This window comes from Glycomyces sp. MUSA5-2 (assembly GCF_037034145.1).
Lineage (GTDB): Bacteria > Actinomycetota > Actinomycetes > Mycobacteriales > Micromonosporaceae > Glycomyces > Glycomyces artemisiae.
In genome coordinates this window covers 724,416-748,533 of sequence record NZ_JBAGKG010000003.1, presented here as the reverse complement: position 1 = coordinate 748,533, position 24,118 = coordinate 724,416, and the positions used below count along the sequence as shown (strand labels likewise).

Below are 24,118 nucleotides of genomic sequence, written 5' to 3'. Positions count from 1 at the left end.
GGGCCCGAGCCGATGGCCCGGGCCCTTCACCGTCCTATTCGATCTTCTCGAACCAGAACTCGTGCTTCAGGAACGACGTGTCGTACTCGTGCCCCGGATAGGGCGGGATGAGCTGCGACGCCTGGAACAGCCGCCAGCCGTCCCGCAGCGCCTCCACGCCGGAGTCGTACGGCGGCAGGTCGCTGTCGCCGGTGGTCGGGTCGGTCTTGCCGGTGCCGTCGTAGAACGACCAGGCGAGCACGTCGGAGTCGAGGCCGGAGGTGTTCAAGTAGAGCACCATGACTTGCTGCTTCATGCGGCCCTCCCGGGGCGGTTGGCGACGCGGGTCGCCCACAGGTCGATGTCGAAGGAGGCGTTGCCGGTCATGGCCCGCCACAGCTTGATGCGGTTGTAGATCTCCAGGCGCCCGGTGGCGTGCTCGCACCACGGGAAGAACCGCGACAGCTCCTCGCTCACGCGCGGGTCGTCCAGGTCCGAGGTGTCCCACAGGCGCACCTGCGGCACCGTCGGGTTGAACCGGATCTTGTACATGTAGCGGCGCCTGTCGGAGTCGTTGCGGCGCCCGCCGTGCCAGATCCCGTGGTGGAGCAGCACGACCGTGCCCGCCGGGCAGGTGAGCCGCGTCTGGCCGCGCAGGTTCTGGTAGCGGCCCGTGTCGGACTCGTTGGTGCGGCGCAGGTGCGAGCCGGGCACGGACAGGGTCCCGCCCATCGTCCCGGTGACCTCGTGCGGGTAGTACATGAGCTGGACGTCGAAGGCGTCCGGGCGGGTGTCGATGATCGCGTCGCCGTGGAGCGCCTGGGCCGCGCCCTCGTGCGGCTCGCGCACGTGGAGGGCCTGGTGGTCCACGAGCGGGTCGGGGCCGACGAGGCTGCGCAGCGCCCCGGCGACCGCGGGCACGGCCAGCAGGCGCCGCGCGAACGAGCCCTCCTCGTACACCTTCGCGACGGGCTCGCCGTGGTAGATCACCGGAACGCCGGCGTCGAACACGCCGATCGCCTCTTCGTTCAACTCTGGGGGGACGACGGCGTCCATGCGGTGGAAGCCGTTCGCGACGAAGCGCGCGACCTCGACCGAGGACAGCAGATGGTCAGTGGTTGCCATGCACCTAACGTAGGGGCTAATCTCGGCCCTGTCGTTGGCCGTAATCACCGACTGGTGGTCGATTCTCCCCATGCAGCACGTGCGCCTCCACCTCGACTCCCCGCCCGACGCCGTTCACGCCGGGATCGGCCTCCACGGCCAGGGCATCGACGAGGAGCGCTTCCGCCTGCCCGACCTGTGGCAGCTGCACCTCTACGACTACGACGCCGAACTCACGGTGGGCGGCACCCGCCACGCGATCCGGCCCGGCCGCATCAGCCTCATCCCGCCCGACACCGAGGCCCGCTTCCGCTACCGCGGCCCCTCCGAGCACTTCTACGTCCACTTCAGACTCACCGGTTTCGGTGCGGCCCACGAGGTCCCCGTCATGCGCGACGCCGGGCCCGCCCGCGCCCCCGTCGCCGAGGCCCTCCGCCGCGCCGTCGCCGCCCAGCCCCAGACCCCCGCCCGCGCCGCCGCCGAGGTCTGGACCGTCCTGTGGCGCCTCACCGAGATCCCCTCCGAGCCCGCCGGGCACCCCGCCGTCGCCGCCGCCCTCGCCCACATCGAGGCGAACCTCCCGCGGCCCCTCACCGTCCCCGGCATCGCCGCCGCGGTCGGCCTGTCCCACAACCACCTCACGCGCCTGTTCGGCGCCGCCACCGGCACCACCGTCGTCGCCCACATCAGGCGCCGCCGCCTCGAACGCGCCCGCCACCTGCTCACCGAGTCGACCCTGTCGATCGCGGCCGTCGCCGCCGCCGTCGGCGTGCCCGACCTCCAGGCGTTCAACAAGGCCTGCCGCCGCGAACTCGGCGCCTCCCCGCGCGCGATCCGCGCCGCCGGACCCCCCAGAGACCGCCCCCAAGCGGGGTTACCGGCCGGTTCACGACCTGGTATGTTCACGAACGTAACTCACGTCACGTTCGGAGGTGCCCGTGGCCGCCATACCGCGCCTGCCCGAGGGATTCGTCTGGGGAACCGCCACCTCGGCGTTCCAGATCGAAGGAGCTGTGAACGAGGACGGACGCGGCACGTCCGTCTGGGACGCCTTCACCGCCGAACCCGGGAAGATCCGCGACGGCCACACCGCCGACACCGCCTGCGACCACTACCACCGCTACGACGAGGACGTCGCCCTCCTCCAGCGCCTCGGCGCCGACGCCTACCGCTTCTCCATCGCCTGGCCCCGCATCCAGCCCGACGGCACCGGACCGGTCAACGAACCCGGCCTCGCCTTCTACGACCGCCTCGTCGACGCCCTCCTCGCCGCCGGCGTCACCCCCATGCCCACCCTCTTCCACTGGGACCTCCCGCAGGCCCTCGAAGACCGCGGCGGCTGGCTCGACCGCGACACCGCCCACCGCTTCGCCGCCTACGCCGCCGCCGTCGCCGACCGCCTCGGCGACCGCGTGCGCCACTGGATCACCCTCAACGAGCCCTTCGAGCACATGGCCCTCGGCTACGCGCTCGGCCAGCACGCCCCCGGCCACACCTACCTCCTCGACGCCCTCCCCGCCGCCCACCACCAGCTCCTCGGCCACGGCCTCGCCACCGCCGCCCTCCGCGCCGCCGGAGCCCCCCACGTCATGCTCACCAACTCCTACACCCCCGCGATCCCCTACAGCGGCAGCGCAGCCGACACCGATGCCGCCCGCGCCTACGACACCCTCCACCGCCGCCTCTTCACCGACCCCGTCCTCCTCGGCGCCTACCCCGACCTCGACGGCTTCGGCCTCGCCGGACCCCTCCCGTTCGTCAAGGACGGCGACCTCGACGCGATCAACGCCCCCCTCGACGGCCTCGGCGTCAACTACTACAACCCCACCCGCGTCACCGCCCCCGAACCCGGCACCACCCCGCTCCCCTTCGAACTCGCCGAGTTCGAGCACGTCAACACCACCGACTTCGGCTGGCCCGTCATCCCCTCCGGCCTCACCCAGACCCTCCTGGAGCTCACCGCCGACTACGGCGACGACCTCCCGCCCCTGTGGGTCACCGAGAACGGCTGCTCCTACGACGTCGCCCCCGACGCCGACGGCCGCATCCGCGACCAGGCCCGCATCGACTACCTCGAAGCGCACGTCAAAGCCGTCGCCGCCGCCGTCGACCAGGGCGCCGACGTGCGCGGCTACCTCGTGTGGAGCCTCCTCGACAACTTCGAGTGGGCCGAGGGCTACCACCAGCGCTTCGGCCTCGTCCACGTCGACTTCGACACCCTGGAGCGCACCCCCAAGGACTCCTTCGACCGCTACGCGGCCCTCATCGCCGAGCAGCGGCGATGACCACCGCCCCGCCCGCCCCCGACTCGGCCCCCGACGCCGCCGCGACGGCTCCCGCTTCCGCCGCCGCGCTGGCCGAACCCGTCCGCGACGTCGGCCGCGTCTGGATCGGCGGCATCACCACCGCCATGCTCGGCCTGTACATGGCGTTCTTCACCCCCATCCAGGTCCTCCTGCCCCTCCAGCTCGAAGCGATCGACGAGGACGGGAAGGTCGCCGCCTTCGGCCTCGTCACCGGCGTCGGCGCGCTCGTCGCCGTCGTCGCCAACCCCCTCGCCGGGGCCCTCTCGGACCGCACCACCGGCCGCTTCGGCCGCCGCCACCCCTGGACCCTCGGCGGCGTCGCCGCCGGCGCCCTCGCCTTGTGCCTCTTGGGGTTCCAGACCACCGTCCTCGGCGTCCTCGTCTGCTGGTGCCTCGCCCAAGCGGCCCTGAACGCCGGATACGCCAGCCTCAACGCCGGCATCCCCGACCACGTGCCGGTGCGCCAGCGGGCCGTCGTCTCCGGCTGGATCGGCTTCCCCCAGGCCCTCGGCCTCGTCGTCGGCGCCGTCATCGTCACCATGGTCGTCACCGACCTCTCGGCGGGCTACATCGTCATCGGTCTCGCCGCCGCCGCGATGGCCCTCCCGTTCGTCCTCGCCACGCCCGACCCGCCCCTGCCGCGCCGCGCCCGCCCCCCGTTCTCGTGGCGGGCCGTCCTCGACACGTTCTGGGTCTCCCCGAAGGCCCACCCCGACTTCGCGTGGGCCTGGTTCACGCGATTCCTCGTCATGCTCGGCAACGCCACCGGCACCCTCTACCTGCTGTACTTCCTCGACGACGCGGTCGGCTACCCCGACCCCGAGCAGGGCGTGCTCATCCTGACGCTCCTGTACACCGGCGGCGTCATCGCCACCGCCGTCGCCGGAGGCGTCCTCTCCGACCGGATCGGGCGCCGCAAGGCCCTCGTCACCGCATCCTCAGTGGTCATCACGATCGCCGCGCTCATCCTCGTCTTCTGGCACACCTGGCCCGCCGCCATCGCCGCCGCCGCGATCATGGGCGCCGGGTTCGGCGTCTACCTCTCGGTCGACCAGGCCCTCATCACGCAGGTCCTGCCCGCCGCCACCGACCGCGCGAAAGACCTCGGCATCATCAACATCGCCTCCACCGTCCCGCAGGTCCTCGGCCCGGCCCTCGCCGCCCCGATCATCGCCGGGTTCGGCGGCTACGCCGGGCTCTACGCCGTCGCCGCGGGCGTGACGCTCCTCGGCGGCATCCTGGTGTGGCCCATCAAGTCCGTGCCTTAACCCGCGTTCGCCGCGACCGCGCGGTACTGCGAGGGCGCGATCCCGTACTCCTTCGCGAACGCCTGCCGCAGCGCCTCCGCGGAAGCGAACCCGCAGCGCGCGGCGATCCGCGCCACCGGCAGGTCCGTCGTCGACAGCAGCTGCGCCGCCGACGTGACGCGGGCCTTCCTGACGTACCGTCCCGGCGTCTGCCGCAGGTGGGCGCGGAACAGCCGCGTCAGGTGCCGCGGGCTCACCCGCGCGAGCCGCGCCAGCGCCTCGGTCGACAGGTCCCCGTCGAGCGCGGCGGCCACGTGGTCGGCGACCTTGCGGACCACGTCGTGGTCGGCGGGCAGCGCGGCGGTGAACACGCTCATCTGCGCCTGGTTCCCGGGCCGGTGCAGGTAGGTGACCATCGCGCGCGAGACCCAGCGGGCCATGTCGGCCCCGAAGTCCGCCTCGATGAACGACAGCGCGAGGTCGAGCGCGCTGGTGACCCCGGCGGCGGTGTACACGTTCCCGTCCTGCACCCAGATCGGGCGCGGGTCCACTTCGACCTGCGGGTACCTGGCGGCGAGCTGGTCGGCGAAGCGCCAGTGGGTGGTCGCCTTCCTCCCGTCGAGGAGCCCGGCGGCGGCGAGGACGCTCGCGCCGGTGCACAGGGACGCGACGCGCTCGCTCTCGCGGGCGAGGCGGCGCACGTGCCCGGTGAGCCGCTCGTCCGCCGCCGCGCCGCTGTGGCCGAGCCCGCCGGAGACGACAAGGGTCCCGATCGGGCCGCGGACGCGTTCGAGCACCGCCTGCGCGTTGAGGACGAGCCCGCTGGAGCAGGTGACGGGCGCGCCGCCGGGGGTGGCGAGCACGAGGTCGTACCGGCAGGCGGGGTCGATGTGCCTGACGGCGTCGAGTGTGGTGGTGACGCAGGCGATGTCGAGGAGTTCGGCGTCGTCGTAGCCGACGACGACCACGCGGTGCGGGTCCATGCCTTCACTGTAGGCGCGTCGAGGCGGTGTCCGGAAGACGAGGATCCCAAGATTTCGGACCTCGCCCCATCCGGAGCTTGACCGTCTCGCGCGGGAGGCGGATCGTTGGGGGCGTCAGATACCCCCTCCAGGTATGCAAGGAGCTTCCGATGTCGACCGCCACCCCTGAGCTCACCGGGAACCGCCTCCTGCGGTTCTGGCCCGCCGCCGCGGGCATCGCCTTCGGCGCGTTCGTCGCCTACGACCTCGCCGCGGGCGCCGACCTCGCGCCGGTCCTCACCGCCTCCGGCCTCGTCTACCTCGGCGCGGCCGCGCTCCGGCGCCCGCGCGCCGCCTGGCCCGTGTTCTGGCTGACCTTCGTGGTCATCGGCGCCGCCGGGTTCACGCCCTGGGAGGACGCCGCCACCTGGGTCCTGCTCGGCATCGCCGCCGCCTTCGCGGTGTACGGCCTGGTCCGCGGCGCGACCCGCCCGTTCGAGGAGTTCCCGCTCCAGTCCCTCGCGATGGTCGCATTCGGCGCGGCCGCCGTCGCGGTCCTCGTCATCGGCGGCGACGCCGCCGCGTACATCGTGGCCGCGGGCCTGCTGGGCCACGCCGCGTGGGACGTCTGGCACCGGCACAGCGGCCGCGTCGTGGTCCGCTCGATGACCGAGTTCTGCCTGTTCCTCGACGTGATCGCCGCGGTGGCGATGATCGTGGTGACCGTGAACGGGTGAACGCGTGGGAAACCGTTGACAAATGTGCGCCCGATCCGCACCATATATAGAAATGGTTCGATGTGATCGGAAACCTCCGGTCGCATCGCCGCGCATCGAAGGCGGTTGAACATGAACGCACCCAAGGGAAGCACCAGGCGCACGGCCCTCAAGCGGTTCGCGGCGGCGGCGGGCGCCGCCGCGGCCGCGCCGCTCCTCGGCCCGCTCGACCCGGCCCGGGCCGCGGACCAGGCGTCCGAGCACATCGGGGCCGCGGCCTGGGAGACCGTGCTCGACGGCTCCTTCGCCAGCCGCGCCACCCTCGAAGCCTCCTGGAACTACCTGTACCCGTGGGGCTCCGACCACAACGGCACGGCCCGGATGTACGCGTCCTCTTCGGATACCAACCACCTCTGGCTCTCGCCCAGCGGCGTCCTCAACATCAAGGCCACCCGGATCACCTGGAACGAGGGCAACTCCAGCAAGGACCCGTACCTGCCGATCCACTACCACTCCGCGGCCATCCACGCCAAGCGGCAGGTCCTCGTCAACGACACCTACCCGAACTGGGAGCTGCGCGGCCAGTTCCAGGCCCCCTCGGCGCCCGGCACGTGGCCGGCGTTCTGGATCACCGGCGCGAACTCGTGGCCGCCGGAGAGCGACATCCTGGAGTTCAAGGGCGACAGCAGGAACTGGTTCAACACCTACGACGGGTCGTGGGACAACACGATCGTCCCGGTCTCCTCGCCCGGCTCCTGGCACGAGTACCGGATCTGGATGACCAAGACGAGCGCCACCGACGTGCAGATCCACTACTACCTCGACGGCACGTGGAAGGCCGCGCACACCGGCTCGAACTTCGTCGGCAAGGCCATGAACATCATCATCAACCTCCAGATGGAGGGCTCCTCCGGCTCCTCGGGCCCGAGCGGCGACACGCTCTACCGCGCCCAGAACGTCTACGTGGGCCGCACCAACAACGGCTGATCCGCTGCCGCCCGGGCCTGCACAGGCCCGGGCAGTGGCGTCCTGAGACCGTTTGCCCTACAATCTGAATCGACAACTATCAATGCCTGGATTGCTGAGGAGATCTTCCTCCCGGCATGCTCAGCGACCGGGCGCGTTCCCATGGAGTCGATATGCAATCGATTGCCCCAGCGCGCCTTGCAAGCGCGCGCCCGCGGCGCGTCCTCACGGCGGCGCTCGCGCTCCTGCTCGGCGCCGTCCTGGCCGCCACGACCGCCCTGTTCACCGCCGCCAGTGCGCAGGCCTTCGAGACCGGCACCTGGTACAACGTGCAGTCCCGCAGCTCGGGTCTGGTGCTCGGCATCCGCGCGGCCTCGCTTGACAGCGGTGCCGAGCTCGTCCAGTGGTCTGCGAACGGTTCGCAGGACCAGCAGTTCCGCTTCACCGATGTGGGCGGCGGGTATTACAAGATCGAGGTCCGCCATTCGGGCAAGGTCCTCGATGTCGCTTCGGGCTCCACCGCCGATGGCGCGAAGGTCCAGCAGTGGGGCGATGCGGGAAGCGCGAACCAGCAGTGGCGGATCACCGAGTCCGGCGGTTATGCGACGTTCGTGAACCGCGCTTCGGGCAAGGCCCTCGATGTCTGGGAGTGGTCGACCGCCAACGGCGGCAGGATCTCCCAGTACACGGCCACCGGCGCCACCAACCAGCAGTTCAAGCTCATCCCCGCCGAGGGCGACATCGACGCCGACATCGTCGTGGCCGCCGACGGCTCCGGCGACTACACCACCGTCCAGGCCGCCGTGAACGCCGCGGCCTCCGGCTCGACGATCCTCATCAAGGCCGGGAACTACAAGGGCGCGGTCACCGTGCCCTCCTCCAAGACCGGCATCACCTTCGTCGGCGCCACGGGCAACGCCGCCGACGTCGTGATCCACGAGAACCGCTGCGCCAGTTGCGACAACGGCTCGGGCGGCACGTGGGGGACCAGCGGCAGCGCCTCGGTCCTCCTCCAGGGCGCGAACTTCACCGCCGAGGACCTCACCTTCGCCAACACCTACGACGAGGCCGCGAACGGGAACAGCCAGGCCGTGGCCGTCAAGGTCCAGGGCGACCGGATGGTCTTCGACAACGTGCGCTTCCTCGGCAACCAGGACACGCTCCTGACCGACTCGCCCAGCGCCACCACCGTCTCGCGCCAGTACTACCACGACTGCTATGTGGAGGGCGACGTCGACTTCATCTTCGGCCGCGGCACCGCCGTGTTCGACGGCTGCACCGTCAAGTCGCTCACCCGCGGCTCGACAAGCAACAACGGCTACATCGTCGCGCCGAGCACCGAGATCACCAACCCGTACGGGATGCTCTTCTACCAGTGCACCCTGACCTCCAACGCCCCCAGCAACTCCGTGTACCTGGGCCGCCCGTGGCCCGCCGGGGGCTCCACCACCGCGCGCGGCCAGGTCCTCTACCGCGAGACCTATATCGGCGCGCACATCCGCACGGCCGAGCCGTGGTCCGACATGTCGGGCCTGGCCTGGGAGGACGCGCGCCTGCGCGAGTACCAGAACACCGGCCCCGGCGCCACCGTCAACGCCAACCGGCCCCAGATGTCCTCCAGCGAGGCCGCGAACTACGAGATGGCGGACTACCTGCGCGGCTCCGACGGCTGGAACCCGATCCGCTAGCGGGGCGCCCGACCGACCCCGGGTAATTGAAGAGTTCTTCAATTTGTAAAGTGCTCAGGGGCGGCGCGTCGACACTCCCTCGCGCCGCCCCTTCCCGAGGTTGGAAAGCCGTTGCCCCGTGCCCACACCGCTGTACGTTTGCAAGGCCGAGTTCTTCAAGATGCTCGGCCATCCCGTGCGCATCCGCGTGCTCGAACTGCTCCAGGAGCGGCCCCACGCGGTCGCGGACCTCCTGGGCGCCATCGAGATCGAGGCGTCGAGCCTGTCGCAGCAGCTCGCCGTGCTGCGCCGCGCCGGGATCGTGGTCTCGCAGCGCGAGGGCGGCGCCGTCGTCTACCGGCTCGCGACCAGCGACATCTCCGACCTCCTGCGGGCGGCCCGCCGCATCCTCACCGACATGATGTCGGGCCAGGAGGACCTCCTCGCGGAGCTGCGGGAACTGCAAGGGGGTGAGGGCGCATGATGCGGCTGTGGCGCTCGGTCCGGCGGCTCGGCCGGGCGGCCGAGCCCGCGCCGCCGAAGCCCGAGGGCGCGCCCTACCCGGCGTTCGCCGGGAGCCTCCAGATCCGGCACGTGGACGCGGGCTCCTGCAACGGCTGCGAGGTCGAGATCAACTCCGCGTTCGGGCCGGTCGTGGACGCCGAGCGGTACGGCGCCCGCCTGGTCGCCTCGCCCCGGCACGCCGACGCCGTCATGGTCACCGGCCCGGTCACCCGCAACATGCGGGTCGCCTTGGAGCGCACCGTCGAAGCCGTCCCCGAACCGCGCCTGGTGATCGCCCTCGGCGACTGCGCCCGCAACTGCGGGGTCTTCGCGGGCGCCTACGGCGTGGCGGGCGCGGTGCGCGACGTGGTCCCCGTCGACGTGGAGGTCCCCGGCTGCCCGCCCCGGCCCGAGGACATCGCCGCCGCCCTGCGGGGGATCACCGGCCGATGACGGCCCTGTTCGCGGCCGTCTTCGCCGCCTACGCGCTCAGCGCCCTCGCCGCGCTCGCCGTGCCCGCCCCGGCCCGCCGCCTCCTCTCCGGGTTCTGGCTCGCCGCGGCCGGGCTCGCCCAGACCTGCCTCGGTGCCGCCGCCGTCCTCGGCCGCTCGTTCACCGCGGACGTTCCGGGACTGATCCCGCTGTCGGGGGCCGCCTTCACGCTCGATGCGCTCGGCGGCGCGTTCCTCGCCCTGTGCGGCTTCGCGACCGCGTGCGCCGCGGTCTACGGCATCGGCTACACCAAGGGCCGCTTGGAGGGACGCGCATTCGGCGCCGTCCTCCCGGTCTTCGCCGCCGCCATGGCCGCCGTGTGCGCCGCCGCCTCGGTCACCACGTTCCTGTTCGCGTGGGAGCTCATGGCCCTCACGTCCCTGATCCTCGTCGTCGCCGAGCACCGCGCCAACCCGCGGGCCGCCCGCGCGGGCGCCTGGTACGCGGCCCTCACCCACGCCGGGTTCGTCGCGATCCTCGCCGGACTCGCCTGGCTCGCCGCCGCGGCCGGAAGCCAGGACTTCGCGGCCCTGCGCGGCGCCGAGATCCCCGCCGCAACAACGCATCTCGCGTTCGCGCTCGTCTTCCTCGGCTTCGCGTCGAAAGCCGGGATCGTCCCGCTCCACGTGTGGCTGCCGCGCGCCCACCCCGAGGCGCCCAGCCACGTCTCGGCGATGATGAGCGCCGCCATGGTCAACCTGGGCCTGTACGGCATCGCGCGGGTCGGCCTCGACCTGCTCTCCGGGCCCGCCTGGTGGTGGCTCGCCGCCGGCGCGCTCGGCGCCGCGTCCGCGGTCTACGGCGCGCTCCAGGCCGCCGTCGCCTCCGACCTGAAGCGCCTGCTCGCCTACTCCACCACCGAGAACCTCGGCCTGGCCCTCATCGGGCTCGCCGCCGCCGGGTACCTCGCCGCCGAAGGCGCCACCGCCGCGGCGGCGCTCGCCGGGACCGCCGCCCTGCTGCACTTGGCGAACCACACCGCGTTCAAGACCCTCCTGTTCCTCGCCGCCGGGTCCGTCCTGCACGCCACCGGCACCCGCGACCTCGACCGCCTCGGCGGGCTCGCCCCGCGGATGCGCGCGACCGCGGCGCTGTTCGCGTTCGGCGCGCTCGGCGCGACCGCCCTGCCGCCCGGCAACGGCTTCGCGGGGGAGTGGCTGCTGCTCCAGAGCCTCATCGGAGCACTCCCCGAAGGCGGCCCGGCCGCCGCCGTCGCGATGCCCGTCGGCGTCGCCGCCATCGCCTTGAGCGCCGGACTCGCCATCGCCGCGTTCGTGAAGGCCTACGGGACCGGCTTCCTGGCCCGGCCCCGGACCGAGGCCGCCGCCGCGGCCCACGAGGCGGGCCCGGCGATGCTCGCAGGGCTGGGCCTGGCCGCCGCCGGATGCGCCGCACTCGCCCTCGCCCCGGCGCAGGCCGCCGCGGCCCTCGCCCGCGTCTGGGGCCCCGCCCCCGACGCCACCGCGACCCTCCACGCAGGAGGGTCCACCGCCTCGCCGCTCATCGTGCTCGCCGCGGTCCTCGCCGCCGCCGTCGTCCTCCTCCTCGCCTTCCGCGTCCGGGCCGCGCGCCGCACTGCCCGCCTGTGGGACTGCGGCGCAGGGCCTTTGAACGCGCGCATGGAGTACACCGCGACCTCCTTCGCCGAACCCGTGCAGCGCGTCTTCGACGACGTGCTCGCCCCCGAGACCGACATAGACGTCACCCACACCCGCGAGTCGGCGTACCTCGTCGACCGCGTCGCGTACGCCCGGCGCGTGCCCGACCGGATCGAGCACCGCCTCTACCGGCCGCTCATCCGCGCCGCCCGGTCCCTCGGCGAGCGCGCCCGCTGCCTCGCCGACGGCTCCGTGCACCGCTACCTCGCCTACGGCTTCACCGCGTTCTGCGCGGTCCTCACCGCCGTGGCGGTGATCCGGTGACCGCCGCCGTCGCGCAGGTCCTCGCCGTCGCGCTCGGCGCGCCGCTCCTGACCGGCCTCATGCGCCAGGTCCGCGCCCGCCTCGAAGGCCGCGCGGGCGCCGGGGTCCTCCAGCCCTGGCGCGACCTGCGCAAGCTCGCGCGCAAGCAGGCGACCACCCCGCACGGCACCACGTGGGCCTTCGCCGCCGCGCCGATCGTCCTGGCCGCCACCGCGGTCACCGTCGCCGCCGTCGTCCCGCTCGCGCAGGTGCGGACCCCGCTGGACGGCGCCGCGGACCTCATCGCCGTCACCGCGCTCCTCGCCCTCGGCACCGCCGCGCTCGCCCTCGCCGGGCTCGACTCCGGGACCGCGTTCGGCGGCATGGGCGCCAGCCGCGAGATGACCGTCATGGCCCTCGCCGAGCCGACGCTCCTGCTCGCCGTGTTCGCCCTCTCGGTCCCCGCGGGCTCCACCAACCCGGCGACATCGCCGCCTCCCACGCGGCCTCGCCCGTGCAGATCGCCTCGCCGATGGGCCTGCTCGCGGCCGTCGCGCTCGCCATCGCGGCCGTCGCCGAGTCCGGGCGCATCCCGGTCGACAACCCGTCGACCCACTTGGAGCTCACGATGATCCACGAGGCGATGATCCTCGAATACTCCGGGCCCGACCTCGCCCTCATCGAATGGGGCGCCGCCATGCGCACCGCCCTGTTCCTGGGCCTGTGGTCCGCATTGTTCCTGCCGTGGGGCCTCGACGCGGCCTGGCCGGTCGCCCTGGCGCTCACCGCCGTCAAGGTCGCGGCGCTCGGGACGGTCCTCGCCGCCGCCGAGGTGTTCATGGCGAAGCTGCGGCTGTTCCGCGTCCCCGAGCTCCTCGCCGGGTCGTTCCTCCTGGCGCTCCTCGCCGTCGCCGCCTCGTTCTTCCTCGCCTCCGGGACCACCGCATGAGCGCCGCGACCCAGGTCCTCTACCTCGCCGCGGGCGTGTTCGCGCTGACCGCCATCGGGACGCTGTGGCGCCGCGACCTCGCCGCCGTCATCCGCATGCTCGCCGTCCAGGGCTTCGCGCTCGCCTCGATCGTCGCGGCCCTCGCCGCCGCCGAGCGCTCCGCCGAACTCGCGTTCGTGGCCGCCGGGCTCGCGCTCCTGCGCGGCGTCCTCCTGCCGCTGCTCGCCCACCGGGCCCTGAACGCCGCCGCGACCGCCCGCGAGTCCCGCCCGATCGTCAACATCACCGCGTCGCTCGTGGCCGCCGCCGCGCTCGCCCTCCTCGCGTTCCTCGTGTCCCGCCCCATCGTCGCGGTCGCGGGAACCGAAGCGGCCAAAGCGGTCCCGGTGGCGCTCACCGTGGTCCTCCTTGGGTTCCTCACCGTCACCACCCGCCGCCACGCCCTCTCCGGCGTCGCCGGGTTCCTCCTCATCGACAACGGCATCACCGCGATCGCGTTCCTCACCACCGCGGGCGTGGGCCTGCTGCTGGAGATCGGCATCTCCCTCGACGTCCTCGGCGCCGTCCTCGTCCTCGCCGTCCTCACCGGACGGATGCGGGCCGCGTTCGGCGACACCGACCTGTCCGACCTGAAGGAGCTGCGCGACTGATGCCGCCCGCCATCGCACTCGCCGCCCCCGTCGCCGCGCCGCTCGCCGCCGCGGCCCTCTACGGCCTCCTCGGCTGGCGCCGCGCCACCGCCCCGCTCGCCGCCGTCGCCGCGGCCGCGATCCTCGCCTGCGGCATCGCCCTCGCGAACGGCCCCGGCGCCGCCCTCGGCCCGCTCCTGCGCGCCGACGCACTGAGCGCGTTCATGCTCATCGCGATCGGCGCCGTCGGCCTCCTCGCGTGCGCCGCCGGGCCCGCCTACATCGCCGACGAGACCCGCGCCGGGCGCGTCGGCCCCCGCGCCTCCCGCTGGTACGGCGTCCTCACCAGCGCCTTCCTCGCCGCCATGGCACTCGCCGTGCTCGCCGCGAACTTCGGCGTCCTGTGGATCGCCGTGGAGGCCACCACGATCCTCACCGCGTTCCTCGTCGGCTTCCGCCGCACCCGCCGCTCCGTCGAGGCCGCCTGGAAGTACGTCGTCGTCTGCTCGGTCGGCATCGCCCTGGCGCTCCTGGGGATCGTCCTGCTCCAGTTCGCCGCCCGCGCCGCGGGGATCGCCGACAGCCTCGACACCGCCGCGCTCGCCGCCCACGCCGCCGACCTCGACCCCGGAACCACCCGCACCGCCATCGCGCTCATCATCCTCGGCTTCGGCACGAAAGCCGGGCTCGCGCCCATGCACGCGTGGCTCCCCGACGCCCACAGCCAGGCCCCCGCGCCCGTCTCCGCGCTCATGTCAGGGGTGCTCCTGTCGACCGCGTTCTACGCCGTCCTGCGCGCCAAAGCCGTCGCCGACCCCGCGCTCGGCCCCGGCTTCGCCCGCACGCTCCTGCTCGTCGCCGCGCTCGCGTCCATCGCGCTCGCCGCGGCCCTCATGATCGCCCAGCGCGACTACAAGCGCCTCCTCGCCTACTCCAGCATCGAGCACATGGGGCTCATCGCCCTCGGCACCGCGATCGGCGGCCCGCTCGCCCAGTCCGCGGTCCTGCTCCACATCCTCGGCCACGGCCTCGCCAAGACCACCGCGTTCCTCGCCGCCGGGCAGATCCTCGCCCGCACCGGCACCACCCGCATCGACCGCGTCGCCGGCCTCGCCGCCGCCCACCCGTTCCTCGGCGGCGCCTTCGCGCTCGCGCTCGCCGCCCTCGCGGGCCTGCCCCCGTTCAGCCTCTTCGCCTCCGAAGTCGGCCTCGCCCGCGCCGGATTCGGCGCCGGGCTCGGCTGGGCCGTCGCCCTCGCCCTCGCCGGGCTCCTCGCCGCAGCCGCCGCCATGGCCTTCCACGGCGGCAGGATGCTCCTCGGCCCCGGCACGCTCCAATCGAGACACCCTGCGGCCCAAGCGGTCCCGCTCGTCGCCGCGCTGGCCGCGTGCGCCGCCGCCGGCCTCGCCGCCTACCCGCTCGAACCGGTCATCGACCAGGCACAGGCCCTCATCGGCGGCGCCCGATGACCGACATCGACACCGCCGACCTCGCCGCTCACGCCCGGGCCCTGCTCGACGCGGGCGAGCGCCTCGCGCTCGCCGCCGCCTCCCACGACGGCGACGAGTTCACCGTGGCCTACGTCTTCGGCGACGGCCCCGCCCGGACCGAGCTGCGCGTGCGCGTGCCCGTCGCCGACCCGCGCCTGCCGTCCCTCGCGGGCCTGTCGTTCCCCGCCGGGCGCTTCGAACGCGAGATGGCCGACCTGTACGGCATCGTCCCCGTCGGGCACCCCAAGCCGAACCGCCTGGTGCGCCACCACCACTGGCCCCGCTCCTGGTTCCCGATGCGCGCCGACGCCAAGGCCGCCCCGCCCTTCGGCGACCCCGAAGGGCCGTACCCGTTCCTCGCCGTCGAGGGCCCCGGCGTGTACGAGATCCCGGTGGGCCCGGTCCACGCCGGGCTCATCGAACCCGGCCACTTCCGGTTCTCCGTCGTCGGCGAGACCGTCCTCAAGCTCAAGGCCCGGCTCTGGTTCGTGCACAAGGGCATCGAGAAGCTCTTCGAGGGCCGCGCCCCCGCTGCCGGGATCGAGCTGGCCGAGCGGATCTCCGGCGACACCGCCGTCGGCCACACCCTCGCCTACTGCCGCGCCGTCGAGGACGCCCTCGGCGCCGAGGTCCCCGCCGAGGCCGCCGCCGCCCGCGCGATCCTGCTCGAACTCGAACGCCTCTACAACCACGCCACCGACCTCGGCGCGCTCTGCAACGACGTCGCCCACGGCATCCTCAACGCCCACGCCGGGCGCGTGCGCGAACGGCTCCTGCGCCTGAACGACCGCGTCACCGGCCACCGGCTCCTGCGCGGCGGCGTGGTCCTCGGCGGCGCCCGCCTCCGGGCCCTCCCCGAACCCGGCGAGACGGCCGACATCGCGGCCGACCTCGCCGAGATCGCCGCACTCGCCCAGGGCCACACCGTGGTCGCCGACCGCTTCGACGGCACCGCCGTCCTCGCCGAGCGCCAGGCCCGCGAACTCGGCACCCTCGGCTACGTGGCCCGCGCCAGCGGCCTCGACCGCGACCTGCGCGCCCTGGAGCTCCCCGGGTTCCGCCCGGCCCTGGCGACCGGAGGCGACGTCGCCGCCCGCTTCGCCGTGCGCGCAGCCGAATGCGCGGCGTCCGCCGCCCTCGTCACCGCCCTCGCCGACCGCACCGGCCCGGGGGAGCACCTGACGCCGCTCCCGCCCGCGCGGGCCGCCTGCGGCACCGGGCAGGCCGAGGCCTGGCGCGGCACGGCAACCCACCGGGTGCAGCTGGCCGCCGACGGCACCCTGGCGCGCGTCAAGGTCGTCGACCCCTCGTTCTTCAACTGGCCCGCGCTCCCGGTGGCCCTGTCGGGCGCGATCGTCCCGGACTTCCCGCTGGTCAACAAGAGCTTCAACCTCTCCTACGCCGGCAACGACCTCTGACCCTTAAGATCCGGTCATGACCGACCCCTCGCCCCTCCCGTGACCGCGCTCCTCGCCGGGCTCGCCCTCGGGCTCGCGCTCATCGTGCCGATCGGGGCCCAGAACGTGTTCGTGTTCGGCCAGGGCGTGGCCCTCGGGATGCCGCGGGCGCTATGGGCCGTGGCCGGGGCGGGCCTGTGCGACACGCTCCTCATCGTCCTCGGCGCGACCGGCGCCTCCGCACTCCTGGACTCCGTGCCGGGCCTGCGGCCCGCGATGCTCGCCGCCGGGGCAGTGTTCCTCGCCTACCTCGGCGTGAAGTCCCTGCGCGCCAAGCCCTCCGAGCTCGCCGACGAGACCGGCGCGTGGTCCCCGGCGCGCACGCTGCGCCGCACTGCCGCGGTGTCGCTGCTCAACCCGCACGCCGTCCTCGACACCGTCGGCGTCCTCGGCGCGGCCATCGCCGCGCAGGCCGCCGCCTCCCGCGCGGTCTTCGCCGCCGGGGCCGTCGCCGCCTCCTGGATCTGGTTCCTGCTCCTCGCAAGCGCCGCAACGGGACTGCGGAGGTTCATGACGAAGGAGCGGCGCGTCTGGTTCGACCGCGCCTCCGGGCTGATCCTCCTCGTCTTCGCCGCCTGGCTCGCCTACGAGTTCGCAAGGCTCCTGATGTGAGCCTTGGGAGCGATTGACAAAGTTTAGTCTCGCAACTTAGTCTTATATCGAGGATTCTCTATGGGTTCCCGCGGCCCCGCACGTCCTCCCGGCACACGACGCGGACAGAAGGAGAGCCATGCAAGGCGTCAAGCGACGAACCCGCACATGGATGGCACTGGCAGTGGCCGCCCTCGCCGTCTTCGCGGCAGGGCTCGGCATCCTCGCCCCCAACGCCGCCTACGCGGCCGAAGGCTGCAAGGTCGACTACAAGATCGCCGCCCAGTGGGGCGGCGGCTTCACCGCCGACGTGAAGATCACCAACCTCGGCACCGCGGTCAGCTCCTGGAGCCTGGTGTGGACGTTCCCCAACGGGCAGCGGGTCACCAACGCCTGGAACGCGACCACCACCAACTCCGGCGACACCGTCACCGCCAAGAGCATGAGCTACAACGGCTCCATCCCCACCGACGGCTCGCAATCGTTCGGCTTCAACGGCTCCTGGTCCGGCACCAACGGCGTCCCCGCCTCGTTCAGCCTCAACGGCACCGTCTGCACCGGCACCCCGACCAACCCCACCACCTCGCCCACCGACGGCCCCACCACCACCCCGCCGCCCACCGGCGGCGTCAGCGCCATGGAGACCGTCGCGGCCATGCAGCCGGGCTGGAACCTCGGCAACTCCCTCGACTCGGTCGGCTCCGACGAGACCGCCTGGGGCAACCCGCGCATCACCCAGTCCCTCATCCAGAACGTCGCCGCCCAGGGCTACAACAGCATCCGCATCCCCGTCACCTGGGACAACCACCAGTCCAAGTCCGCGCCTTACACTGTGGAGGACGCCTACCTCGACCGCGTCGAAGAGGTCGTCAACTGGGCGCTCGACGCCGACCTGTACGTCCTCATCAACATCCACCACGACTCGTGGATCTGGATGGCGGACATGAACTCCAACCGCACCGTCGTCGAGGCCCGCTACGAGTCCATCTGGACCGCGCTCGCCGACCGCTTCCGCGACGCCCCGCCCGAGCTGCTGTTCGAGAGCGTCAACGAGCCCCAGTTCAACAACGTCGACGACGCCACCGCCTACGCGCTCCTGGACGACCTGAACACCTCGTTCCACGAGATCGTCCGCGCCTCCGGCGGCGGCAACGCCGACCGCGTCCTGGTCCTGCCGACCCTCCACACCAACGCCGACCAGGGCCGCCTCGACGCTCTGAGCGACACCATCGCGGCCCTCGACGACCCGAACATCGCCGCGACCATCCACTACTACGGCTTCTGGCCCTTCAGCGTCAACATCGCCGGGTACACGAAGTTCAACGACGAGGTGCGCGCCGACCTCGAAGGCTACTTCGACCGCGCCTACAACGAGTTCGTCGCCAACGGCATCCCCGTCCTGATCGGCGAGTACGGCCTCCTCGGCTTCGACGCCCACACCGGCACCGTCGAGCAGGGCGAGAAGCTCAAGTTCTTCGAGTACGCCGGGTACTACGCCCGGCAGAAGGGCATCGCCCTCCAGCTCTGGGACAACGGCCAGCACTTCGACCGCACCGCCTTCCAGTGGAAGGACCCCGAGCTCTTCGCCATGATGAAGGCCGCCTGGACCACCCGCTCCGGCACCGCCTCCTCCGACCAGATCTACGTGGCCCGCACCGCCACCGTCGCCGACGTCTCCCTGACCCTCAACCTCAACGGCACCACCTTCCAGGGCCTGCGCGTCGGCACCACCAACCTCGTGCAAGGCACCGACTACACCATCTCGGGCTCCACCCTCACCATCAAGGCCAGCAGGCTCACCACCCTCCTCGGCGACCGCTCCTACGGCGTCAGAGGCAGCGTCCAAGCGGTCTTCTCCCAGGGCGCCCCATGGCGCATCAGCGTCATCTCCTACGACCAGCCGACCATGTCCGCCGCGACCGGCGCCTCCGCGTCCTTCGCCATCCCCACCCAGTTCAAGGGCGACCAGCTCGCCACGATGGAGGCCAAGTACGCCGACGGCACCCCCGCCGGCCCCCAGAACTGGACCTCCTACAAGGAGTTCGCCCGCGCCTTCAGCCCCGACTACGCCGCAGGGACCATCAGCCTCCCCACCGCGTTCTGGGCCGAAGTCAACGACGGCCAGAAGGTCACCCTGACCTTCCACTTCTGGAGCGGCAAGACCGTCACCTACTACGTCACCGAATCCGGCGGCAACGTCACCGGCTCCCTGACTTAACCATCCGAAACAGCGGACCGGCCCGGCGCGAACGCGCCGGGCCGGTCCCGTGCCGTCAGTAGCTCCCGATCCCGATGTTGCTCGCCCCGCCGGAGAAGCCGCGGCCGGGGCCGCGGTACTGGCCGGAGCGCTGGCGCTCGGTCCAATAGTCGAGGTTGTGCGCGACGATGTCGCGGTACCAGTGGCCGGGGCCGAGGAGCCGATCGCAGTCGGTGAGCAGTTTCCTGAACGCCTTCACCGCCGCGTCCACCTCGCCGGTCCGGGCCCGCCACCGGGCGAGGTCGTTGCGGACCGCGAGCGTGTCGGGGTGGTCGGGGCCCAGGATGCGAAGTTGGTCGTCCAGCACCGACCGAAGCGCTGCGACCGCGGCCGCCCGGTCGCCCGCCTCGCCTTTCCACCCGGCGAGGTTGTGCCGGCTCCGAAGGGTGTCGCGGTGGTCGGGCCCCAGGATGCGGAGCCGGTCGTCCAGCAGCGCTTCGGTCGCGGCCACTGCACCCTGCGGGTCGCCGGCCTCGCCGCGCCAGTGCGCGAGGTTGTGCCGCACTGTGAGCGTGAACGGGTCGTCGGCGTCCAGGAGGCGCAGGCAGTCGCCGAGCAGCGCATCGTTCGCCGCCGCGGCGCCGACCGGATCGCCTGAGCGGCCTTGCCAGCTCGCCTGCATCGCCCTGGTCGCGAGCACCTCGGGATGCTCGGGCCCGAGCGCCCGGAGCTGGTCCTTCAGGAGTTCGTCGGTCTCCGCGACGGCCGTCGCCAAGTCACCGCGTTCACCGGTCCAGCGCGCCGCGTCGTGCCTCGCCGTCATGGTGTTGACGTGATCGTCGCCGAGCGCGGCTCCGAAGTCGAGTTCGAGGATCTGCGAGAAGACCACCGCCTCCGACACCTGGGTGCCCAGGCTGTTGACGAGCCTGAGCAGCATGGGGTGCAGGCGGTCCTGGAGGAACGCGTTTCGCGCGCTCACGTAGAGCCGCATGGCGTTCGCGCGGAGCACCGTGCTCGCCACCCGGTTGTTCTCCGGATCGGGCCAGATCAACACGAGTGCGTCCGCGGCCGCCAGCGCCGCCGAGTCGAGGGCATCGGCCGTGTCGAGGACCGCGCGCTGGACGAGCGCGTGCATGCGCACCAACTGGCCGTCCGCGTCGAGCAGGCTCAGCCGGTGGAGTCTCGCCAGTGCCGCGTTCACCTGGTGGGGGCGCATGTCGCCGTGCGAAGAAAGATGCAGGAGCAACGGTTCGGCGGTGAACAGGGAAGCAGGAATACCGGCCGGGTCGAGGAACGCGGCGAGGCCGAGCAGGTCGCTCGCGGTCCCCGGGGGCTCGGACCGGTCGGCCTGCTCGATGGACAGCGACCAGGCGGCGTTGAGCGGGCTGTGGTATCCGTCGGGGGCGACTTCAGGGCTGAGCTCGGCGAGGGCGACGGTCCGGTCGTCGAGCAGCTCCAGGTAGCTCTCGCAAGTGAGGCCGGGCTGGTCGAGGATGAACGCGGCCGCCTGTGCGAGGGCGAGCGGCAGGCCGCCGAGGCGTTCGGCCAGTGCTCCGGCCTCGGTGATGCGTTTGGAATGTGGTCCCAGGCGGTTGCGAAGGTAGGCAAGCGACTCCTCGGGGCTGAAGAGTCCGATGTCGATTCTCGTGCGGCCCTCGGCGTCCAGTGCGGCGTCGCGGCGGCGGGTGGTGATGATCGTCCGGCCCTGCGGGTGCGCCGGAGGCCAGAGTCCTTGGAGGGCGCCCGGATCGGCGAGGTCGTCGAGGACGACCAGCCATCGCGGCGCCTTCGGGCGGGCGAGGAGGTTGAGAAAGGCGTTCGCGGCCAGTTCGTCCCGCCCTGGTTCCGCGCCGCAGAGTTCAACTCCCGCTTGCGCGAAGGCGGCGATGACGCCTTCGCGGCCGCTCGCGTTCACCCACACGAGCAAGTCGATTTCGCCCCGTTCCCACAGGCGCGTCGCAAAGGCCGCCGCCAGTTGCGTCTTTCCCACGCCGCCCATGCCCGACAGCACTTGGCAGGGGGCGTCCGCCGCCATCAGATGTTCGTCGGCCGCGCGCTCCTGCCGTGATGCCGCCAGGGGCGGCACCGTGCCGATCCTGTGCGGCCATTGGACCGGGGCGGGGCGCGGGGCGCCCACGACCAGTTCGATCCGGTTGTCGAAAGCTCGGGGCAAGGCGGCTACCTCCGGGGGAAGGAAGTACCGATTCTACTCAGGCGGTCGACTCGCGCACTTTCAGTTCGAATGGGGCCGTGTGCTCTTCGGGGGGCCGGGTCGGGTCCTCCATGCGGGCGGCGATGAGGTCGACGGCTTTCTCGGCCATCCAGCGGTGGTCCGGCGAGACCGACGACAGGGCCGGGGTGGTGTAGGCGGATTCGGGGATGTCGTCGAAGCCGACCACCCGCACATCCTCGGGGACGCGGAGGCCGAGGTCGGCGAGGCCGCGGATGACGCCGAGCGCCACGGTGTCGGTCACGGCGACGACGCCGTCGAAGGGGACGCCCGAGGCGTGGAGGCGGCGGACGGCGCGGCGGCCGTCCTCCATCGACATGCCCGAGAGGGCGACCAGGGAGGTGTCGAGACCGATGCCATGGGCCGCAAGGCCGTCCACATAGCCCTGGTAGCGGCGCGAGACGACGTGGACGCCTTCGAGGGTCCACCCCGTGACGTTCGCGATCCTCTTGCAGCCCTGGGCGATCAGATGCTCGGTGGCGGCGCGGGTGCCCGCCTCGTTCGCCATGCCGACGTGGTCGATGCTGGCGCCGAAGTCGCGTTCGCCGAGCATGACGATGGGGAAGTCGCCCCAGGAGTGGGCCTGCTCGCGCGGGTCGAGGACCACGGCGCTCAAGATCAGGCCGTCGAACTGGAGCTTGTGCGACTGCGCGACCGCCTCGACCTCGCCGGTGTCGCTGCCGCCGGTCTGCTCGATCGCCACGTGGAAGCCGCGCGCCTGCGCCGCCTCGATGACGAGGGCGCCGAGCATCCCGAAGTACGCCTGGTCGACGCCGGGCACAGCGAGGCCGATGACCCCGGTGCGCCCGGCTTTGAGCGTGCGGGCGTTGACGTTCAGGCGGTACCCGGACTGCTGGATCGCATCGAGGACGCGCAGCCGGACCGGCTCGGAGACTCCGGCCCGGTTGTTGACCACGTTGGACACGGTCATCTTCGACACGCCGGCCAGGCGCGCCACGTCGCTCATCGTCACCATCTCGGGTACCGCCTTCCAGACTCGACGACCCTCCTATGTTCTCACCCTAATGCGGGGGCGCGACTACGCCGTGTCCCCGCCTACGCGACATCGCCCGCGACGGTGACGAACGAGTGCGCCGGAAGGTGCACGAGGAGCTTCCCGTCCTCGATCCGCACGCCGTCGTGGGCGCGCGGCGCGACGGCCTCGGGGGCGTCGGGGCTGTTGTGCGCGTTGACCGCGGCGGCCGTGAGGATCTCCGAGGCCAGGCCGGTGACGGCGCCGCCGCGGAGGTCGATCGACACGTCCGCGGCCTCGTCGGCGTCCAGGTTGGACAGCGAGACGAGGAGGCGGCCGTCCTTGCGGGAGGCCGAGACCGACACGGTCGGCAGCTCCGCGCCGTCGACGTCCTTGACCGGCTTGTCGCCCACGACGTGCACCTGGAGGCTCGCGGCGTCCTGGTGGCCCTTGTTCATGCGGAACACGTGGTAGGTCGGGGTGAGCACCAGCGCGCCCGAGTCGGGGTCGGTGAGGATCATCGCCTGGAGCACGTTCACCGTCTGCGCGATGTTCGCCATCACCAGGCGGTCGGCGTGCTTGTGGAAGATGTCGAAGTGGACGGAGGCCACGAGCGCGTCGCGCATCGTGTTCTGCTGGTACAGGAACCCGGGGTTCGTGCCCGGCTCCACGTCCCACCAGGTGCCCCACTCGTCGAGGACGATCCCGATCTCCTTCTTCGGGTCGTACAGGTCCATGACGTTCCCGTGCCCGGTGAGCAGCTCGTCGGTCCGCGACGCCTTGTAGAGGGTCGTGTAGTACTCGTCGGTGGTGAACTCCGTCGCCGAGCCCTTGTTCTCCCACGGGCCCGCCACGGTGTAGTAGTGCACCGAGACCGCCTGGTACAGCGGGCGCTCGACGCGCTGGCAGCCCAGGTGCGAGAGCTGCTTCATGAGCGTCTCGGTCCAGCCGTACGAGAAGTCCGAGGCGCCCGCGGCGATGCGGTAGAGCTTGTTGTCGCCGTAGTTGCGGCAGTAGGTGGCGTAGCGGCGCGCTTCGAGGGCGTACTGCTCGGCCGACATGTTGCCGCCGCAGCCCCAGGTCTCGTTGCCCAGGCCCCAGTACTTGACCTTCCAGGGCTCCTCGCGGCCGTTGGCCTTGCGCTCGCGCACCGCGGGGGAGTCGCCGTCGCGGGTGAGGTACTCGACCCACTCGCTCATCTCCTGCACGGTGCCGGAGCCGACGTTCCCGGAGATGTACGGCTCGGTGCCGAGCAGCTCGCACAGGGCCATGAACTCGTGGGTGCCGAAGTGGTTGTTCTCCTCGACCCCGCCCCAGTGGGTGTTGATCATGACCGGCCGGTCCTCCTTGGGGCCGATGCCGTCGCGCCAGTGGTACTCGTCGGCGAAGCAGCCGCCGGGCCAGCGCAGGTTCGGGATGTCCAGGGCCCGGAGGGCCTCGACGACGTCGAGGCGGATGCCGCCCTCGTTGGGGATGTCGGAGTCCTCGCCGACGTAGAAGCCGCCGTAGATGCACCGCCCGAGGTGCTCGGCGAAGTGGCCGTACACGTGCCGGCTGATGACGGGGCCTTCGAGGTCGAGGTTGACCACGGCGTTGACGGTGCTGCTCATCGGTGCCTTCCAGGGAGGCGCGCCTCCCTGGGAAACGCGCTGCGGACGGGGTAATTTATCGGTAAAGCGACCTCACTCTACCGGGTCCCGCCGACCGCTTGTCAAGACTCCCGGGAAAGGGAATTTCCCGGCGCGCCGCGGTCTTGTA

The 24,118-nt window shown here is 72.2% G+C and carries 19 protein-coding genes and 2 pseudogenes; 15 read left to right on the top strand and 6 right to left on the bottom strand.

Features of this window, described 5'->3' with window-relative positions; genetic code table 11:
* Nucleotides 1-34: 34 nt before the first annotated feature.
* Nucleotides 35-295, bottom strand: a complete 261-nt coding sequence (locus WA640_RS13670; protein WP_335988261.1) for a hypothetical protein — start codon at nucleotides 293-295, stop codon at nucleotides 35-37.
* Entirely contained in the window at nucleotides 292-1,104 is an 813-nt protein-coding gene (locus WA640_RS13665; RefSeq protein ID WP_335988260.1) for a phytanoyl-CoA dioxygenase family protein, read from the bottom strand. Before WA640_RS13665 ends, WA640_RS13670 begins: the two co-directional genes overlap by 4 nt.
* A gap of 70 nt (nucleotides 1,105-1,174) precedes the next feature.
* Here WA640_RS13665 and WA640_RS13660 point away from each other — a divergent pair.
* The 3 genes and pseudogenes from WA640_RS13660 to WA640_RS13650 all read left to right on the top strand — a co-directional run.
* A pseudogene (locus WA640_RS13660) lies at nucleotides 1,175-1,864 on the top strand (helix-turn-helix domain-containing protein); the annotation flags it as partial.
* A 157-nt stretch (nucleotides 1,865-2,021) separates the two neighbouring features.
* On the top strand, nucleotides 2,022-3,368 hold the full coding sequence (locus WA640_RS13655) for a GH1 family beta-glucosidase (protein WP_335988259.1): 1,347 nt from the start codon (nucleotides 2,022-2,024) through the stop codon (nucleotides 3,366-3,368).
* Nucleotides 3,365-4,657, top strand: coding sequence for an MFS transporter (locus WA640_RS13650; RefSeq protein WP_335988272.1), 1,293 nt, complete (start codon nucleotides 3,365-3,367; stop codon nucleotides 4,655-4,657). The genes WA640_RS13655 and WA640_RS13650 overlap by 4 nt, the downstream gene beginning before the upstream one ends.
* On the opposite strand, the gene WA640_RS13645 is transcribed toward WA640_RS13650, so the two are convergent.
* Entirely contained in the window at nucleotides 4,654-5,619 is a 966-nt protein-coding gene (locus WA640_RS13645) for a GlxA family transcriptional regulator (protein ID WP_335988257.1), read from the bottom strand. The two genes, WA640_RS13650 and WA640_RS13645, sit on opposite strands and share 4 nt — an antisense overlap.
* Nucleotides 5,620-5,768: 149 nt before the next feature.
* Between WA640_RS13645 and WA640_RS13640 the strand changes: the two genes are divergently transcribed.
* The 12 genes and pseudogenes from WA640_RS13640 (at nucleotide 5,769) to WA640_RS13580 (ending at nucleotide 19,178) form a co-directional block, all read left to right on the top strand.
* A complete protein-coding gene (locus WA640_RS13640; RefSeq protein WP_335988255.1) occupies nucleotides 5,769-6,335 on the top strand; it encodes a hypothetical protein in 567 nt (188 codons plus the stop codon).
* A gap of 111 nt (nucleotides 6,336-6,446) precedes the next feature.
* Nucleotides 6,447-7,301 (top strand): hypothetical protein, encoded by an 855-nt coding sequence (locus WA640_RS13635; RefSeq protein WP_335988253.1) that lies wholly within the window; start codon nucleotides 6,447-6,449, stop codon nucleotides 7,299-7,301.
* 152 nt (nucleotides 7,302-7,453) lie between these two features.
* On the top strand, nucleotides 7,454-8,968 hold the full coding sequence (locus WA640_RS13630; RefSeq protein WP_335988251.1) for a pectinesterase family protein: 1,515 nt from the start codon (nucleotides 7,454-7,456) through the stop codon (nucleotides 8,966-8,968).
* Between the two features lie 118 nt (nucleotides 8,969-9,086).
* Nucleotides 9,087-9,431, top strand: a complete 345-nt coding sequence (locus WA640_RS13625; protein ID WP_335988250.1) for an ArsR/SmtB family transcription factor — start codon at nucleotides 9,087-9,089, stop codon at nucleotides 9,429-9,431.
* Nucleotides 9,428-9,904 (top strand): NADH-quinone oxidoreductase subunit B family protein, encoded by a 477-nt coding sequence (locus WA640_RS13620; RefSeq protein WP_335988248.1) that lies wholly within the window; start codon nucleotides 9,428-9,430, stop codon nucleotides 9,902-9,904. Before WA640_RS13625 ends, WA640_RS13620 begins: the two co-directional genes overlap by 4 nt.
* On the top strand, nucleotides 9,901-11,865 hold the full coding sequence (locus tag WA640_RS13615; protein WP_335988246.1) for a proton-conducting transporter transmembrane domain-containing protein: 1,965 nt from the start codon (nucleotides 9,901-9,903) through the stop codon (nucleotides 11,863-11,865). The genes WA640_RS13620 and WA640_RS13615 overlap by 4 nt, the downstream gene beginning before the upstream one ends.
* Before the next feature lie 59 nt (nucleotides 11,866-11,924).
* Nucleotides 11,925-12,793: pseudogene (locus tag WA640_RS28850) on the top strand (respiratory chain complex I subunit 1 family protein).
* Nucleotides 12,790-13,443: a hypothetical protein gene (locus WA640_RS13600; protein ID WP_335988243.1), complete on the top strand. Its 654-nt coding sequence runs from the start codon at nucleotides 12,790-12,792 to the stop codon at nucleotides 13,441-13,443. The pseudogene WA640_RS28850 and the gene WA640_RS13600 overlap by 4 nt, the downstream one beginning before the upstream one ends.
* A complete protein-coding gene (locus tag WA640_RS13595; protein WP_335988242.1) occupies nucleotides 13,443-14,891 on the top strand; it encodes a proton-conducting transporter transmembrane domain-containing protein in 1,449 nt (482 codons plus the stop codon). The genes WA640_RS13600 and WA640_RS13595 overlap by 1 nt, the downstream gene beginning before the upstream one ends.
* Complete coding sequence (locus WA640_RS13590) at nucleotides 14,888-16,330, top strand: hydrogenase large subunit (protein WP_335988241.1); 1,443 nt, start codon at nucleotides 14,888-14,890, stop codon at nucleotides 16,328-16,330. The genes WA640_RS13595 and WA640_RS13590 overlap by 4 nt, the downstream gene beginning before the upstream one ends.
* A gap of 39 nt (nucleotides 16,331-16,369) precedes the next feature.
* Nucleotides 16,370-16,981, top strand: coding sequence for a LysE/ArgO family amino acid transporter (locus WA640_RS13585; protein WP_335988240.1), 612 nt, complete (start codon nucleotides 16,370-16,372; stop codon nucleotides 16,979-16,981).
* A 151-nt stretch (nucleotides 16,982-17,132) separates the two neighbouring features.
* On the top strand, nucleotides 17,133-19,178 hold the full coding sequence (locus tag WA640_RS13580) for a cellulase family glycosylhydrolase (protein ID WP_335988239.1): 2,046 nt from the start codon (nucleotides 17,133-17,135) through the stop codon (nucleotides 19,176-19,178).
* A gap of 55 nt (nucleotides 19,179-19,233) precedes the next feature.
* Here the strand turns inward: WA640_RS13580 and WA640_RS13575 are convergent, their stop codons facing one another.
* From WA640_RS13575 to WA640_RS13565, 3 genes are all read right to left on the bottom strand, one after another.
* A complete protein-coding gene (locus tag WA640_RS13575) occupies nucleotides 19,234-21,330 on the bottom strand; it encodes a tetratricopeptide repeat protein (RefSeq protein ID WP_335988238.1) in 2,097 nt (698 codons plus the stop codon).
* A 37-nt stretch (nucleotides 21,331-21,367) separates the two neighbouring features.
* The gene (locus tag WA640_RS13570; protein WP_106365593.1) at nucleotides 21,368-22,363 is read right to left on the bottom strand and encodes a LacI family DNA-binding transcriptional regulator; all 996 of its coding nucleotides are present in this window, start codon (nucleotides 22,361-22,363) and stop codon (nucleotides 21,368-21,370) included.
* Between the two features lie 80 nt (nucleotides 22,364-22,443).
* Entirely contained in the window at nucleotides 22,444-23,970 is a 1,527-nt protein-coding gene (locus tag WA640_RS13565; protein ID WP_335988236.1) for an alpha-N-arabinofuranosidase, read from the bottom strand.
* Nucleotides 23,971-24,118 lie beyond the last annotated feature (148 nt).

Bases quoted from the DNA above. Each gene is read 5' to 3' on its own strand.
- WA640_RS13670 (WP_335988261.1), bottom strand. From the start codon at position 295: ATGAAGCAGCAAGTCATGGTGCTCTACTTGAACACCTCCGGCCTCGAC.
- WA640_RS13665 (WP_335988260.1), bottom strand. From the start codon at position 1,104: ATGGCAACCACTGACCATCTGCTGTCCTCGGTCGAGGTCGCGCGCTTC.
- WA640_RS13650 (WP_335988272.1), top strand. From the start codon at position 3,365: ATGACCACCGCCCCGCCCGCCCCCGACTCGGCCCCCGACGCCGCCGCG.
- WA640_RS13645 (WP_335988257.1), bottom strand. From the start codon at position 5,619: ATGGACCCGCACCGCGTGGTCGTCGTCGGCTACGACGACGCCGAACTC.
- WA640_RS13640 (WP_335988255.1), top strand. From the start codon at position 5,769: ATGTCGACCGCCACCCCTGAGCTCACCGGGAACCGCCTCCTGCGGTTC.
- WA640_RS13635 (WP_335988253.1), top strand. From the start codon at position 6,447: ATGAACGCACCCAAGGGAAGCACCAGGCGCACGGCCCTCAAGCGGTTC.
- WA640_RS13630 (WP_335988251.1), top strand. From the start codon at position 7,454: ATGCAATCGATTGCCCCAGCGCGCCTTGCAAGCGCGCGCCCGCGGCGC.
- WA640_RS13620 (WP_335988248.1), top strand. From the start codon at position 9,428: ATGATGCGGCTGTGGCGCTCGGTCCGGCGGCTCGGCCGGGCGGCCGAG.
- WA640_RS13615 (WP_335988246.1), top strand. From the start codon at position 9,901: ATGACGGCCCTGTTCGCGGCCGTCTTCGCCGCCTACGCGCTCAGCGCC.
- WA640_RS13600 (WP_335988243.1), top strand. From the start codon at position 12,790: ATGAGCGCCGCGACCCAGGTCCTCTACCTCGCCGCGGGCGTGTTCGCG.
- WA640_RS13595 (WP_335988242.1), top strand. From the start codon at position 13,443: ATGCCGCCCGCCATCGCACTCGCCGCCCCCGTCGCCGCGCCGCTCGCC.
- WA640_RS13590 (WP_335988241.1), top strand. From the start codon at position 14,888: ATGACCGACATCGACACCGCCGACCTCGCCGCTCACGCCCGGGCCCTG.
- WA640_RS13580 (WP_335988239.1), top strand. From the start codon at position 17,133: ATGGCACTGGCAGTGGCCGCCCTCGCCGTCTTCGCGGCAGGGCTCGGC.
- WA640_RS13570 (WP_106365593.1), bottom strand. From the start codon at position 22,363: ATGGTGACGATGAGCGACGTGGCGCGCCTGGCCGGCGTGTCGAAGATG.
- WA640_RS13565 (WP_335988236.1), bottom strand. From the start codon at position 23,970: ATGAGCAGCACCGTCAACGCCGTGGTCAACCTCGACCTCGAAGGCCCC.